Origin of the sequence: Populibacterium corticicola, assembly GCF_042683685.1 — a bacterium.
Taxonomy (GTDB): domain Bacteria; phylum Actinomycetota; class Actinomycetes; order Actinomycetales; family Cellulomonadaceae; genus Timonella; species Timonella corticicola.
Map to the genome: position 1 here is coordinate 417,222 of NZ_JBHUOP010000001.1, position 13,054 is coordinate 430,275.

Genomic DNA, 13,054 nt, shown 5'->3' on the forward strand with positions numbered 1-13,054 from the left:
GTGCACCCGGAGCAATTGCGCCCAGCGGTTTTTGCTAGTGGCTCTTCGTTTCCTGTGGACAGTTTCAGGACAACCGCGGCACCGACGTAGAATTGATGGGTGACTTTTACTGATCAGCGCAGTGCGCTCAACGCCTCCCTCGACCGCGCAGGATACTACCCGGCACTCGTCTCCAGCGTTGTGCAGACCGCGCTCGCAGGAGATTCGATTGCTGCTCACTATGTGCACGTGGAAACGACGTTCGCTGGGCCAGAAGTGCGCAGGCACGTCACCGTGTTGGTGCTTACCGAGCGCAGGCTCATCATCGCGCACGTCGACGACCATGCGGGGGACGGTCAACGCGGTGAACCGCAATCGATGGCCGCTGCAACCACTGAGTCCGTTGTTCTGTCCGCAGTACGCTCGGTAGTGCTCACACACGCGGTTGCGAACCCAGAGAACTACCACGCAGGCGATGCACCACTTGAGGTTTCACTGGCCATCGGTTGGGGTGCAGTTTCGCGCATCGATCTCGAACCGGCGGCCTGCGGTGACCCGCACTGCGAGGCAGACCATGGCCTGACCGGTCAACTGACCTCAGATGATGTCATGCTTCGCGTGAGTGCTGAAGCAGAGGGAACGCAGGCTGTGAACGACCTCGTCTCCTTTGCACAGGCACTGACGGCGGTCACCGGTCGATGACACAGCCTCAGACGGGCGCTTCAATGCAGGAGTTCCTTGCGGAACACGGTCTCGTTGCCCCGTCTTACACGGGACGGAGCCTGGCCACGCTCATGCCCTCCATCGCCCAGAGTCTCGGTGTGATCTCTGAAGACTCAATGGAGGCCGATGGGTGGGGGATCAGACCAACTCGGCACGTGTGCCTGATCGTGGTGGACGGGCTGGGAGCACTCAACCTAGCCGAGTTCTCCGCCGACGCCCCGTTCCTCAACGAACTGGCAACTGATGCCGCGACGGCGAGCACAGGATTTCCCAGCACCACGGCCACCTCTATGAGCATCATCGGAACTGGCAGCGAGACGGGCAGGACCGGCATCGTCGGATACTCGGCGATGAACCCGGCAACTGGCGAGAACGCAAACTTCGTTGCTTGGCGGAACCTGCCCGCCCCGCACGAGATCCAACGCAAACCGGTCCTGCTGGAAAAGATCGTCCAGAGCGGCCTACGCGTACGTTCGATCGGCCTGGCACGCTACAACGGATCTGGGATGACCCTCGCTACCCTGCGTGGTCCTGAGTACGAGGAGGCGATCTCACTGCAAGACCACTTCGAGCGCGCTCTCCTACACTGTGTGTCACCAGGACTGACGCACCTATACTGGGCCGACATAGACAAGGTGGGTCACCACTACGGTGTTGGCTCGCCTGAATGGCGTCAAGCGCTGCGTGACTTTGACCGCGAACTCGCCCGATTCGTCGCCAATCTCCCCACTGAAACCCAGTTGGTGCTCACAGCCGACCACGGCATGATCAATGTGGACCTCGCGCAACGAATCGATGTGGCGCAACACTTCGCGCTCGCGCGAGGATTGCGCGGACTAGGTGGGGAACCACGGCTCACGCACGCTTACTTCAACTCCCCGGGAGCCGCTGACAAGGCCCTGCCTGCGTGGCAGGGCACCATAGGTGAACACGGAGTGGTGCTTACCCGAGATCAAGCCATCGATCTCGGGTTGTTTGGTGAGGTGGCGTCCCACGTGCGCGACTGGATCGGACACTTGATCGTGATCGCGAAGAAGCGGGCAACCGTAATCGACAGTGAAACCATGAGTCCTTCTGCAATCGGACTCAGGGGCGTTCATGGCTCTCTCACGGAAACTGAAGTGACAGTCCCCGCCGTCATCCATGTGGCCTGAGACCGGCTCTACTCGGGCTTGGCCCCAAACATGATCTCGTCCCAGGTGGGCATGGGGGACCGGCCTTTGCTCTTGGACTTCTTGGCTGTCGCTGAGAGATGTTTGGTATCGATTTGCTCTCCGAGTAGATCTCGGTCATCCGCAGCGGCAGGTTCATCCGTGCGGGTGGACGGTCCAGACCCTTGATCGTCTGAGAGCAATGCTGGTGCGTTCGACGGTTCCGCGGAACTTAGGGCACTCAAGGCGCTTGTCATCGGAGTGCGGTCCTGAGGCGCCCAGGGAGACGAGTCTCGCCGTACGGTTTCTTCGCTCGGCGTGATATCACGTCTCAACGGGCTGGCGGTATCAGCAACATCCGGCGCGCTGAGCGCCGAAAGTGAAGACACCGCCGAATGGGCTGACGCGGGGGTGGCGTCCTGCTCTATCACCTGATCGTAGACCACATCCGAACCGCCTGGAGTGCGATCCGGGGTGTGCGGCAGGGAATACAACTTCCCCTCCGTGTGGCGCAGCGGAGTGGGCTCTACGGCGTTACCGTCGAATGCGATTGGTGTGCGGGTCCCTCGAACGCTGTCAAGCCGGTCGAGAAGATCCTCGGTGGCACCGGATGGGCTCGCAGCACTTGGCGTGAATGGACGTGGAGCGACTGCTTCGAAGTCGAACACAGCCTCCTGCACAGCGGCCAGGTGACGACGAGGAATCGGTTCGTCAGAGATGCGGGTCTCCGAAAGCCACTTGGAGTCCTCATCGATAGCCGTGACCGACTTGGAGGAGGACTTGTACATCCAACGGGCCACGCGAATGTCGTTGTCCATGTCAAAGGTGACGGTGACAATCCAACCGTGACCGGCGCTCTTGTAAGCATCCCATGCGAGGTCCATGGTGTTGACCTTGCGCGAGGCAAGTCGATCAATCACGATCTGCCCGAGCGTGGGGGAATCTGATTCTGGGCTGAGTCGTACCTTCTGTGCGTTCTCCGCGACAAACTGACGTTCGGCGAGAACCGGCCCTTCGTAGCGGTGCACATACTCAAGCGGGACGTTGGACTTGGCGGCGATTTCCTGGGCTGTCATGCCGGAACGGATTCGGGCTTGAATTTCACGCGGGGGAAGGGCCCCTTCGTGATCGGCCTTGGCGGCCTCCATCCCCGCGCGGTCGAGACGGATCGCTGCGCGAAGCATAGGTGTGATTCTCAAGCGATAGTGCTCGCCGTTGGGTGCTACGACAATGAGTTGTTCGCTGTCCTCACTGAGCCCAATGAATTTGAGGTCCCCAGCGAAATTATTGTGCATGTCCCTCTCCACCTTTCGTCGTGCCCTAACATTTTCCCCCGACAAGCCGCGAAACCCTGCGCATTTGGGTCGGTGTGCCGCATGTGTGGGCGCTTCGTACCATCTTGGCTCATAACGTGCCGTTACGTCCTTTACGGGCAGTTCGCGCAGAGCGTAAAGCGCACGTTAATGCGGGATTAATCGTATTGTGCTCGGGATCACCTCTGAACAGGGGTGCATTAGGGGGAAAAATGTTGGAAAATCCCATCGCTACCATTTGCAATTCCGGGGGAATAAAACCGGGCGCTCATGCGTAGTTCTTCGGCGGAGCGTCCAGAACCTTGGGCGACCAAACACAGCAAATGCAACGGAGTGTGAACCCACACATGGCAACTGACTACGATGCCCCTCGTAAGAATGAAGAAGACATCAGCGAGGACTCGATCGAGGAGCTCAAGGCACGTCGTTCGGACAAGAGTTCTGGCGTTGTAGACGAAGATGAAGCGGATGCAGCCGAGGGGTATGAACTACCCGGAGCGGACCTGTCGGGCGAAGAACTCGCGGTTCGTGTGATCCCACGTCAGGCTGACGAGTTCACCTGTGGATCATGCTTCCTTGTGCACCACCGCTCCCAACTCGCCTACGAGAAGAACGGTATGCAGATCTGCACCGAGTGCGAGTGAGCCACGGCTGACACTCCACCTTTCGCACGTCTTAACTCGTTTGTGGCCGAAACCTTTTAGGTTTCGGCCACAAGTTTTTTGTTTCCGTGAGACTTCCGCAGTTCGGCATCGCGGTAGAGTAATGGTTTGTGACTGTAGACCAACCTGAAGTGCTCGTAACCCTGCTCGACGATGCCGCGGACATCCCCGCATACGCCCACCCTGGCGATGCCGGCGCGGACCTCGTGACAACTGAGGATGTGGAACTCGCTCCATTTGAGCGCAAACTCGTGGGCACCGGTATCGCGATCGCTCTGCCCAATGGATACGCCGCATTCGTCCATCCGCGTTCCGGCCTCGCCGCCAAGCAGGGCCTGACCATTGTGAATGCCCCAGGAACCGTGGATGCTGGATACCGCGGAGAGATCAAGGTCTCCCTGTACAACAGCGATCCGCGCACCCCAATTGTGTTGAAGCGCGGTGACCGGATTGCCCAGCTCGTGATTCAACAGGTTTCTCGGGCAAGGTTCCTACAAGCGGATTCCCTGCCTGGTTCACACCGCGGTGACGGCGGATTCGGCTCCTCCGGTGGCTGGAAGGCCAACGCGCAGTAACGGCGCGACAAATTTTCCCACCAGCGAACTCGTGGCACGTATTACGAAAAGGTCACGAAACCAGATAGGCTATGCAGAGTCATCGGCTGTCTCGCCGGACGTGATCCAAAGGAGTAACCCAGTGGCGTTGTTTCGACGTAACAAGAATTCTGTTCCCGCAGAACCAACTGTCGAGCAGGCACCTGCACCTCAGCCCACCAAAGAGGCAAAGGCAACCGTGAGTGGCCCCTTTGACGCGGCAGACGTTCCTGAACGCGGGGAACGCCTAGACTTGGGCGCGATCTGGCTTCCCGGTCGCGAGGGCGCGGAACTCCGCATGGAGGTTGATCAACGTACTCAGCGGGTCACGGGAGTGGCTATCGCACTCAACGGTTCGATTCTGCAACTGCAGGCTTTCGCAGCACCTAAGACGTTGGGTATTTGGGATGAGATCCGCGAGGAAATCGCGAAGTCCATCGCAAACCAAGGCGGGCAGGTGGATGAAGTGCCCGGCAAGTTGGGGCGCGAACTCCTGGTAAAGCTTCCGGTGAAGATGAAGGACGGAAACCCGGGGATCCAGCCTGCTCGGTTTGTTGGCTTTGACGGACCGCGTTGGTTCTTGCGCGGCGTGTTCTCTGGCCGTGCCGCATTCGACCTAGAGGCGGCGAAGGATCTCGAATGGATCTTCCGCAACGTCGTTGTAGTCCGTGGCAGCGAGCCTCGCCCACCACGCGACCTGTTGACGCTGACTCTCCCAGGACAACGTCCCGTTCCGGTTCCCGCGACGCCTGAGGCGGATTTGAACCCGCTCAAGCGCGGCCCGGAGATCACGCAGATTGGCTAGTTAGGGGCAATGCGGCTCGTACGTGAACTGTTTGCGTCGGCTGAGCAGGTTGACGCTGCTCAGGAGCGGCTTACTGCCGCACGGGAGCGGTCCGCTACCCTCATCGAGAACGCCCATGATCGTACTCGCGCTACCTATTATGGCGTGGTGCGGTCAGTGGTGTTCAATCCCGAACTGAGCAGGGTTCGCCTGGAGGCAGAGTTGTATGACGGGTCCGGCGCCCTGGCGCTTGTGTGGCTTGGTCGGCGACGGATCGCCGGGATCGCGCCTGGGACTCGAATGACCGTGACTGGAATGGTCACCATGGTCAATGGTCGGCCGGTTATGTACAACCCTCGATACGAACTCAAAGCGAAAACTGGAGACTAGCCAAGTGAACCCAGCCGACCAGAATCCCGACACACCTGCGGTATGGACCAAGCGTCAGCCAACGGAATGGCCGGAAAGCTCCGAAAACAAGAGGTCGCGCGGTGTGCGTGCGCTGACATCGGATGAGTTCAATGCGCTTGATTCGGTCGGTGGCATTCGCGGGCTCGTGGAGTCCGTGCTACCAGGGCTTGCGTATTTGGTCCTGTTTATTGCAACCCGTGATCTGACGGTCGCGTTGATCGGCTCCCTGTCGATTGCCGCGGTCATGGTGATCGCGCGGTTGATTCAACGCACACCCGTCACGATGGCGTTCTCGGGTATCTTCGGAGTGGCAATCGGCCTATATGTTGCATGGAAATCGGGCGATGCTCAGGACTTCTACGTGTGGGGTCTACTGGTCAACGCCGCGTATCTGCTCGGCATGCTCGTTACGATCTTGATTCGCTGGCCCGGGGTCGGCGTCCTGGTCGAGGTGTTGCGTTCGGGTCTCGGCGCCCAGGGCACCTCAAAGATCGCCGACGATTCGGCAGCTGCCAGCGCGACCTCGCCCTCCGTTGTGGACAGCCAAGAAGAGCACACGCCAGAGGAGCAGAAGAACACCGAGCAGGTTGTGTTTCCGACCGCTTGGCGCAAAGACAAGAAGCTCTATGCCGCGTACACCACGGTCACGTGGATGTGGATTGGGATGTTCGCGGCTCGTATCATAGTGCAACTGCCGCTGTATCTTGCGGGCGAAGACTATATCGCGGCACTGGGCACCGCCCGTCTGGTCATGGGTGTACCGCTGTTCGCGCTCGTGCTGTGGCTTTCGTGGCGGATTATCCGCCAGTCAACGCACTCTGCAAATCCTCAAGTTTGACGGTGTTTCCAGCAACGAACAGCAGTTCATCGCCAGCCTCGAGCGTATCGTCTGGCTGAGGTGCCAATGGCTGGTCACCGCGTACGATCGCGGCTAAGACCGTGTCTGCGGGCCACTGCATTTCGTACACGGTCTTACCCACAAACCGGGCATCCACCGGCACCGTGAACTCGAAGATTCCTGCGCCGGACTGGTGGAACGTAAAGATGTTCACCAGGTCGCCCACGGCAACTGCTTCTTCAACCATCGCCGTCATGATGCGTGGCGTTGAGACGGCAACGTCCACGCCCCACGACTCATCGAACATCCACTCGTTCTTCGGGTTGTTCACGCGGGCAACCACGCGCGGGACACCATACTCGGTTTTGGCGAGCAGGGAGATCACAAGGTTTGCCTTGTCATCACCGGTGGCGGCGACGATCACATCGCAGGTGCCGACCTGTGCCTCGTCGAGGGTGGAGAGTTCACACGCGTCCGCAAGAAGCCATTCGGCGTCAGGCACCTGAGCCATGCGCATCGCGGCCGGATTGCGATCGATGATGGTGATGTCGTGTGTGTTAGCTACCAATTCGCGGGAGATCGACAGGCCAACAGAACCTGCTCCTGCAACAACAACCTTCATGACTGTTCGGCTTCCGGTGCGTGGGTGAGGATACGTTCGACCGTGGTGACGTCGGCTGCATGCACCAGAACGTGTAGAATATCGCCTTCTTGGAGCACGGTTGTCGAGTCCACGATCTGCCCGGTTCCGTAGCGTGAGACAAACGCGGTGCGCGCACCCGTCACGGAATCGAGCTTGGTGATGGAGACGCCGTACCAGTCGGGGTGCACGTCGAACTGACACAGGCGCACGTTTCCGGACGGGTCACGGTACTCGTCAGTCGCACCGAGCGGCAACATCCGACGTAACACCTGGTCGGAGGTCCACCGGACCGTCGCGACCGTGGAGATCCCCAGCCGTTGGAAGATCTCGGCGCGCTGAGTGTCGTAGATACGCGCCACCACGTGCTCGACCCCGAACTTCTCACGTGCTACTCGAGCCGCGAGGATATTGGAGTTGTCGCCATCGGACACGGCAGCAAACGCGTAGCAGTCCTCGATGCCCGCCTGAATCAGTGTGTCTCGGTCAAAACCGACTCCGGTGACCTTCTTACCTCCGAACTCGGGATGCAACCTGCGGAAGGAATCAGGATTGTGGTCGACCACCGCAACTGAGTGGCCGTAACTTTCGAGTGACTGCGCGAGCGTGGCACCAACGCGCCCGCATCCCATGATGATGAAGTGCACAGCCCAAACGCTACCGCAAACTGCTCGCAGAGGTAACGGAAACGCGAAAACAGGCATAGCATTGCTAAACGTGTCGGACATTACTGATGCGGCCAAGCGGCTTCTGCTTGGCCGTCCCGTGAGTAGCGAGTTTGTTAATCAGGCTGTGCTGCCAAAGCGTATAGCGCTCCCGGTGTTCTCCTCGGATGCGCTGTCCTCGGTTGCCTACGCGCCAGACGAAATTCTGTTGACCCTCGCCCTCGCAGGCACGAGTGCACTGATCTGGTCTCCGTGGATCGGCGCCGTTGTTCTTCTCGTTCTGTTGACTGTTGTCGCTTCCTACCGCCAAAACGTCTACGCCTACCCCAACGGTGGCGGCGACTACGAGGTCACGACCGAGAACCTGGGCAAGAAGGCAGGGTTGAGCGTAGCGAGTGCACTACTCGTGGATTATGTGCTGACCGTGGCCGTCTCGATCTCGTCGGCCTCCCAGTACGCGGCATCAGCCATCAGCGCTTTGCGCGGACACGAGACCATACTGGCAATCGGCATCATCATCGTACTCACCGTCATAAACCTGCGGGGCGTGCGGGAAGCCGGGCGAGCGTTCGCCATCCCCGTCTACCTGTTCATGGCTGCGATAGGCACACTTGCCATGGCCGGATTCTTCCAGTACCTCAGCGGAACACTCGGAACGGCACACAGCGCCGACTTCACGCTGGTCCCACAGGAGGCGTTCGACCAAGGCCTGACTGGGCTTGGGGGAGCGCTCCTCATCGCACGTGCCTTCGCCTCGGGAAGCGCCGCACTCACCGGTGTCGAAGCGATCTCGAACGGTGTGCCGTCGTTCAAGAAACCCAAATCCAAAAATGCCGCAACAACGCTGCTCCTGCTCGGCCTCATCTCGACGTTCATGTTCGCAACGATCCTGTTGCTCGCGCAGGCCACCGGCGTGAAGTTCGTGGAGGACCCGGCAACCCAACTGACCCTCAACGGAGCCCCCGTTGACCAGGGCTACATTCAGCATCCGGTCATCGCACAACTTGCAGAGGTCGTATTCTCCGGCACCCCGTGGCTGGTTTTCATTGTTTCCGCAGTTACCGGCATCATCCTGATGTTCGCCGCGAACACCGCGTTCAACGGGTTCCCGATCCTCGGCTCAATCCTGGCCAGAGACGGCTACCTACCACGTCAGATGCATAATCGTGGCGACCGCCTAGCGTTCTCCAACGGCATCATGACGCTTGCCGCAGGAGCGGTCGTGCTGGTCTGGATCTTCGACGCCCAAGTCACCCGACTCATCCAGCTCTACATCGTCGGTGTATTCGTCTCGTTCACGTTGTCCCAGCTCGGCATGGTCAAACACTGGACCGGCAAACTTCGCAAAGCCACGGATCCAATACAACGTCGGCGGATGCGGCGCTCGCGGGTCGTCAACGCCGCAGGCTTTGTCATGACCGGGGTTGTGTTGGTGGTGGTTCTGATCACCAAGTTCACGCACGGTGCCTGGATTACTCTTCTGGTGATGGCCGTGCTCTACATCGTCATGGGTGGGATCAGGAAACACTACGACTCGGTCGCAGAAGAACTGGATCTGGGCGAGGATATAGCGGGTGCCCGAGCCTTGCCCTCGCGGGTTCACGCGATCGTTCTGCTCTCGCAAATCCACAAACCCGCGATGCGCGCCGTGTCCTATGCGCGAGCCACCAGACCCTCGACCCTTGAGGCCCTCACCGTCGCCGTTGATGCCGAGGACACGGTCAGGCTGCGCAAGCGATGGGAAGCGCTTGAGATTCCGGTGCCATTGCGGGTGCTGAACTCGCCGTACCGGGAGATTACCCGTCCCGTATTGTCATACGTGCGTTCCATTCGCCGTCAAAGCCCGCGTGATCTGGTGGTCGTTTACATTCCCGAGTACGTGGTCGGACACTGGTGGGAGCAGTTGCTGCACAACCAATCAGCGGCGCGCCTCAAGTCGCGTCTCCTGTTCACTCCCGGCGTGGTCGTTTCCTCGGTTCCGTGGCAACTCTCGTCGGCGGAAAACCAGGGCGTTGAAACAACCTACTTCGAACAGTCTGGGCAGCCGCGCGCCATCGAAGATCGGCGCCGGAGATAGCGACAGTGAGCGTAACGGAGTGTGGGAATCTCGCGGAGCGGGTTCCTGTCGCACCGTAGCGGACGACGTTATCGACCAATGGCCCTGATATGGCCACCCGACCAGCTGACGGGGGGACTCGTCGGCAATAGGGATGTGCGTTAACGCACGCCTGCGGGCCCGCCGCAGGCCAGCGTAACCTGAGATAATGGTGGAGTGAACACGACGCCAGAACCTGCCGCACGTCCATCCGATCTCATCGAGCTTGAAGTGGGTCCCGTAGCGCACGGTGGCCACTGCGTTGCACGGCACGATGGCCGTGTCGTGTTCGTACGCCATGCCCTGCCGGGGGAGAAGGTGCTGGCGCGGCTGACGGACTCTGGTGAGTCCGCAAAGTTTTGGCGGGCCGATGCCGTTTGTGTGCTTGTAGCTTCACCCGACCGCGTTGCGCCAACCTGGCGCGAGGCTGGAGCCGGGGGAGTCGGCGGCGGTGAACTGTCGCACGTTTCCCTCGCGGGACAGCGCGCCTGGAAGGCCGCGGTCGTTGAGGAGCAGTTGCAGCGCCTCGCCAAGATCGAACGGTCGGTCACGGTAGAGGCCGCGCCTGGCGACGAGGAGCGAGGTGGCCTCGGATATCGCACCCGGTTCGATCTGATTGTCGACGAGTCTGGTCGCGCTGGCATGCGCGCCTTCCGTTCGCATGACATCAAGCCGCTGACAACGATGCCCCTCGCAACGCCCGAGGCGCTCGAACTCGCTGCAGAACACCGGGTGTTTGACCGCCAGTGGCAGCCAGGAACCCGCCTCGAAGTGGTCCAACCGGCGAACGGAAGCACCGGTGTGGTGCTGATCGATGGCGAGCCAGAACGTAAGGGTTACGCTGACCCGCGCCCAAACGCGAAGCGGAACGTCACCGAAACGGTGAGCGTTGATGGTGTTGGGCATGAATACCGGGTCACCGCTGCAGGGTTCTGGCAGGTACACCGCGAAGCGCCAGCCTTGCTCGCACAGACCGTTTTGGATCTTGCCCGCCACGACGGTTTCGATCTTGAAGACGCGACCGTAGTTGACCTGTACTCCGGTGCTGGGCTGTTCTCGCTTCCGCTCGCACACGCAGTCGGACAGGTTGGCCGTGTCGTTGCTATCGAAGGCGATGAGCGAGCCTGCCGTGATGCACGGCGTAATCTGCACGCACACGAACAGGCTGAGGTACATGTCGGTGATGTCGCACAGGTTCTGGCCGACCGTGACCACGGTGCGATGGCAGGGGCTGACGTTGTCGTCATGGATCCACCTCGTGCCGGAGCGGGCAAGAAGGTTGTAGACCAGGTTGCCGATCTCGGTGCTGACCGCGTTATCTACGTTGCCTGCGACCCCGCAGCATTGGCTCGTGACATCTCCTACTTCGCTGAGCACGGATACTCACTCACCGATCTGCGCGCCTACGATGTTTTCCCAATGACCCATCACGTGGAGTGCGTGGCGCTGCTGACGCGGTAGGTTCCATTACGTCGCTCTGCGCTTCAATAGGCTTGTGAACTGTGGTTATGCTGATTCTGTTTGAGTGTCAGTATGTCGCTTGAGTCTCAGGGCGGTTTCAATTTGTGGCGCATATTCGGCGCATACGGATGGTTTTGAACGCTCGTGGCGCATCAGCGGCGCACAAAATCAGCCCCAACCTTCCGGTGTCCCGAAAGGTTGGGGCTGGTATGTTTCCTGGCATATTTTCACCAGCGATTTTCACTCGTGGTTGGTAGCACCACCACGGACCGCCACCGAGGTGAGCACCGACAGTAGCGCGTACGAGCCCGCCAGCGAGAGCACTCCACCCCAGCCGACATCCACGATGCCGGTCGTGTCGAGCGCTGCGCTACCGAGGATGCCTTGAGCGAGCGAGGATATCGCACGGTCTGCGGTATCCACCCAGAACGCCTTGGACGCGAATTTCGATGATTTCATGATGTGCCTACTTCCAGAGGTTGAGGTTGAGGGACTTCTGTAGCGCCTTGATAGTGCGCGGACCAAGAACGCCATCCACCTTGAGTGGACCGTCCTTGAGGACAAACTTCGCGGCAGCACCGCTCGTGCGTGCGTGCCACACGTTGAGCAGCTTTTGGAGCGCCATGACCGTGCGCTTATCCAGACGAGCGGTCAGGTCGAGTGGGCGCTTGAGCTTGAAGCCGCCCTTCCCGTTCTTGCCATTGAGTCGGTACTGCAAACGGGTGCAGGACTTGGCGGCAAAATCACCGTCCGGATCGAGGACACCTAACTGGATCTGCCACTGAGTGCAGGTTGGCTTGTCCAGTGTGCCGTTGACCTTGAGCTTGCTGGTCTTCATCCGGTCAGCAGATGAGTTGTACACCCAATGCCAGGGCTCGTTGACGCTGCGGCCCTCGGTGTTGGTCCAGCCGTAGGCAGGTCCATGCTGTGCAAGCCACGTGTACTGAGCGGAAGTGAAACTACCGAAACCAATCGTGGTGTTGACATCGATCGCCAGGCCAAGGCCGTGGTTGGAATAGCCCGGTTGCGCTGCCACGGCGACGCCGAGTTTCTTGTGCCAGGTCTTACCGTTCCAAGTCTTGATGCCGCCGTTGGCGTAGGTGTTGCCGGAACGTGGAGTGAAGTCGTAGCGGGCGAGGAAGATCGATTCTTGCTGGGCGTAGGTACGGTAGCCCTGGGTGAGACGTAGTTCGTACCCGAATTCGCGTGTGAACGCGGCGTTGAGGCGCTCATAAGAGTTGCGTGCGGCTTTACGCAGGGTGTGACCGTTTGAGGTCTTAGACAAGAGCGACTGGATGAGTCGCCCGTTGAGGATAGACATGGCGTGCCTTTCTGTGTCAGGGCATGAAAAAACCCGTCACTACCTAGTGACGGGTTATTTGAGGATGAAGGTTATGAGGATCGGTATTGCGGCGCCGATCACGGCCCACACGATTTTGGGGAGCCATGCGTTCGCGTCGTTCTCAGCATCGATCTCATCGACCTTGGCAGCGAGTTTCTCGTAGTCATCGCGGGGCACGTGATCGCGTTCGAGGGACCTTAAACGGATTTCGTGGTCTTTGACGTTGCGCTCCACCCAGTCAATGTGTGGTGAGAGCTTGGCGTTGAGTTCAGCGATCTGCACGGTGAGGTCCACTGCCCATTTTGGAAGGAGGTTGTCATCGCTCATATCGCCTCCTTTCATGTTTGTGCAGGTAGGAAGGTTTGCCGAGAATGCATATTATGTACGACTCAACGGA

At 59.8% G+C, this 13,054-nt stretch carries 15 protein-coding genes; 9 read left to right on the forward strand and 6 right to left on the reverse strand.

From position 1 onward, the window contains the following. Nucleotides 1–99: 99 nt before the first annotated feature. Together ACFSYH_RS01835 and ACFSYH_RS01840 are read left to right on the forward strand one after the other, a co-directional pair. Nucleotides 100–681, forward strand: a complete 582-nt coding sequence (locus tag ACFSYH_RS01835) for a DUF5998 family protein (RefSeq protein ID WP_377464761.1) — start codon at nt 100–102, stop codon at nt 679–681. Continuing rightward, a complete protein-coding gene (locus tag ACFSYH_RS01840) occupies nt 678–1,856 on the forward strand; it encodes an alkaline phosphatase family protein (RefSeq protein ID WP_377464762.1) in 1,179 nt (392 codons plus the stop codon). The genes ACFSYH_RS01835 and ACFSYH_RS01840 overlap by 4 nt, the downstream gene beginning before the upstream one ends. Before the next feature lie 8 nt (nt 1,857–1,864). Here ACFSYH_RS01840 and sepH read toward each other — a convergent pair whose 3' ends face one another. Further along, a complete protein-coding gene (sepH, locus tag ACFSYH_RS01845) occupies nt 1,865–3,148 on the reverse strand; it encodes a septation protein SepH (protein ID WP_377464763.1) in 1,284 nt (427 codons plus the stop codon). Nucleotides 3,149–3,513: 365 nt separating this feature from the next. Between sepH and ACFSYH_RS01850 the strand changes: the two genes are divergently transcribed. The 5 genes from ACFSYH_RS01850 to ACFSYH_RS01870 all read left to right on the forward strand — a co-directional run bounded on the left by ACFSYH_RS01850 (nt 3,514) and on the right by ACFSYH_RS01870 (nt 6,454). Then, on the forward strand, nt 3,514–3,810 hold the full coding sequence (locus ACFSYH_RS01850) for a DUF4193 domain-containing protein (protein ID WP_377464764.1): 297 nt from the start codon (nt 3,514–3,516) through the stop codon (nt 3,808–3,810). Between the two features lie 128 nt (nt 3,811–3,938). Further along, nucleotides 3,939–4,403, forward strand: a complete 465-nt coding sequence (gene dut, locus ACFSYH_RS01855; protein ID WP_377464765.1) for a dUTP diphosphatase — start codon at nt 3,939–3,941, stop codon at nt 4,401–4,403. 121 nt (nt 4,404–4,524) lie between these two features. After that, nucleotides 4,525–5,226 carry a DUF3710 domain-containing protein gene (locus ACFSYH_RS01860; RefSeq protein WP_377464766.1) on the forward strand — a complete coding sequence of 234 codons (702 nt, stop codon included), beginning with the start codon at nt 4,525–4,527 and terminating at the stop codon, nt 5,224–5,226. A gap of 9 nt (nt 5,227–5,235) precedes the next feature. Continuing rightward, nucleotides 5,236–5,595 (forward strand): OB-fold nucleic acid binding domain-containing protein, encoded by a 360-nt coding sequence (locus ACFSYH_RS01865; RefSeq protein WP_377464767.1) that lies wholly within the window; start codon nt 5,236–5,238, stop codon nt 5,593–5,595. A gap of 4 nt (nt 5,596–5,599) precedes the next feature. Then, on the forward strand, nt 5,600–6,454 hold the full coding sequence (locus ACFSYH_RS01870; protein WP_377464768.1) for a DUF3159 domain-containing protein: 855 nt from the start codon (nt 5,600–5,602) through the stop codon (nt 6,452–6,454). Here ACFSYH_RS01870 and ACFSYH_RS01875 read toward each other — a convergent pair. Continuing rightward, nucleotides 6,414–7,076 carry a potassium channel family protein gene (locus ACFSYH_RS01875; protein ID WP_377464769.1) on the reverse strand — a complete coding sequence of 221 codons (663 nt, stop codon included), beginning with the start codon at nt 7,074–7,076 and terminating at the stop codon, nt 6,414–6,416. The two genes, ACFSYH_RS01870 and ACFSYH_RS01875, sit on opposite strands and share 41 nt — an antisense overlap. Further along, nucleotides 7,073–7,726 carry a potassium channel family protein gene (locus tag ACFSYH_RS01880; RefSeq protein ID WP_377465229.1) on the reverse strand — a complete coding sequence of 218 codons (654 nt, stop codon included), beginning with the start codon at nt 7,724–7,726 and terminating at the stop codon, nt 7,073–7,075. Before ACFSYH_RS01880 ends, ACFSYH_RS01875 begins: the two co-directional genes overlap by 4 nt. A gap of 85 nt (nt 7,727–7,811) precedes the next feature. Here ACFSYH_RS01880 and ACFSYH_RS01885 point away from each other — a divergent pair, with 85 nt between their 5' ends. Both ACFSYH_RS01885 and ACFSYH_RS01890 read left to right on the forward strand, forming a co-directional pair. Beyond that, the gene (locus ACFSYH_RS01885) at nt 7,812–9,836 is read left to right on the forward strand and encodes an APC family permease (RefSeq protein ID WP_377464770.1); all 2,025 of its coding nucleotides are present in this window, start codon (nt 7,812–7,814) and stop codon (nt 9,834–9,836) included. A 195-nt stretch (nt 9,837–10,031) separates the two neighbouring features. Next, the gene (locus tag ACFSYH_RS01890) at nt 10,032–11,315 is read left to right on the forward strand and encodes a class I SAM-dependent RNA methyltransferase (protein ID WP_377464771.1); all 1,284 of its coding nucleotides are present in this window, start codon (nt 10,032–10,034) and stop codon (nt 11,313–11,315) included. 240 nt (nt 11,316–11,555) lie between these two features. Here the strand turns inward: ACFSYH_RS01890 and ACFSYH_RS01895 are convergent, their stop codons facing one another. Genes ACFSYH_RS01895 through ACFSYH_RS01905 form a run of 3 tightly spaced genes read right to left on the reverse strand, consistent with a single transcriptional unit; the run spans nt 11,556 to nt 12,984 of the window. Next, on the reverse strand, nt 11,556–11,774 hold the full coding sequence (locus ACFSYH_RS01895; protein ID WP_377464772.1) for a holin: 219 nt from the start codon (nt 11,772–11,774) through the stop codon (nt 11,556–11,558). A 7-nt stretch (nt 11,775–11,781) separates the two neighbouring features. Further along, nucleotides 11,782–12,636 (reverse strand): M15 family metallopeptidase, encoded by an 855-nt coding sequence (locus ACFSYH_RS01900; RefSeq protein WP_377464773.1) that lies wholly within the window; start codon nt 12,634–12,636, stop codon nt 11,782–11,784. A gap of 54 nt (nt 12,637–12,690) precedes the next feature. Beyond that, a complete protein-coding gene (locus ACFSYH_RS01905; protein WP_377464774.1) occupies nt 12,691–12,984 on the reverse strand; it encodes a hypothetical protein in 294 nt (97 codons plus the stop codon). Between the last annotated feature and the right edge of the window lie 70 nt (nt 12,985–13,054).

What these genes read in the sequence shown, in the direction of transcription:
- ACFSYH_RS01840 (WP_377464762.1), top strand. Translation starts at nt 678, where the DNA reads ATGACACAGCCTCAGACGGGCGCTTCAATGCAGGAGTTCCTTGCGGAA.
- sepH (WP_377464763.1), bottom strand. Translation starts at nt 3,148, where the DNA reads ATGCACAATAATTTCGCTGGGGACCTCAAATTCATTGGGCTCAGTGAG.
- ACFSYH_RS01850 (WP_377464764.1), top strand. Translation starts at nt 3,514, where the DNA reads ATGGCAACTGACTACGATGCCCCTCGTAAGAATGAAGAAGACATCAGC.
- ACFSYH_RS01865 (WP_377464767.1), top strand. Translation starts at nt 5,236, where the DNA reads ATGCGGCTCGTACGTGAACTGTTTGCGTCGGCTGAGCAGGTTGACGCT.
- ACFSYH_RS01875 (WP_377464769.1), bottom strand. Translation starts at nt 7,076, where the DNA reads ATGAAGGTTGTTGTTGCAGGAGCAGGTTCTGTTGGCCTGTCGATCTCC.
- ACFSYH_RS01880 (WP_377465229.1), bottom strand. Translation starts at nt 7,726, where the DNA reads ATGGGATGCGGGCGCGTTGGTGCCACGCTCGCGCAGTCACTCGAAAGT.
- ACFSYH_RS01895 (WP_377464772.1), bottom strand. Translation starts at nt 11,774, where the DNA reads ATGAAATCATCGAAATTCGCGTCCAAGGCGTTCTGGGTGGATACCGCA.
- ACFSYH_RS01900 (WP_377464773.1), bottom strand. Translation starts at nt 12,636, where the DNA reads ATGTCTATCCTCAACGGGCGACTCATCCAGTCGCTCTTGTCTAAGACC.
- ACFSYH_RS01905 (WP_377464774.1), bottom strand. Translation starts at nt 12,984, where the DNA reads ATGAGCGATGACAACCTCCTTCCAAAATGGGCAGTGGACCTCACCGTG.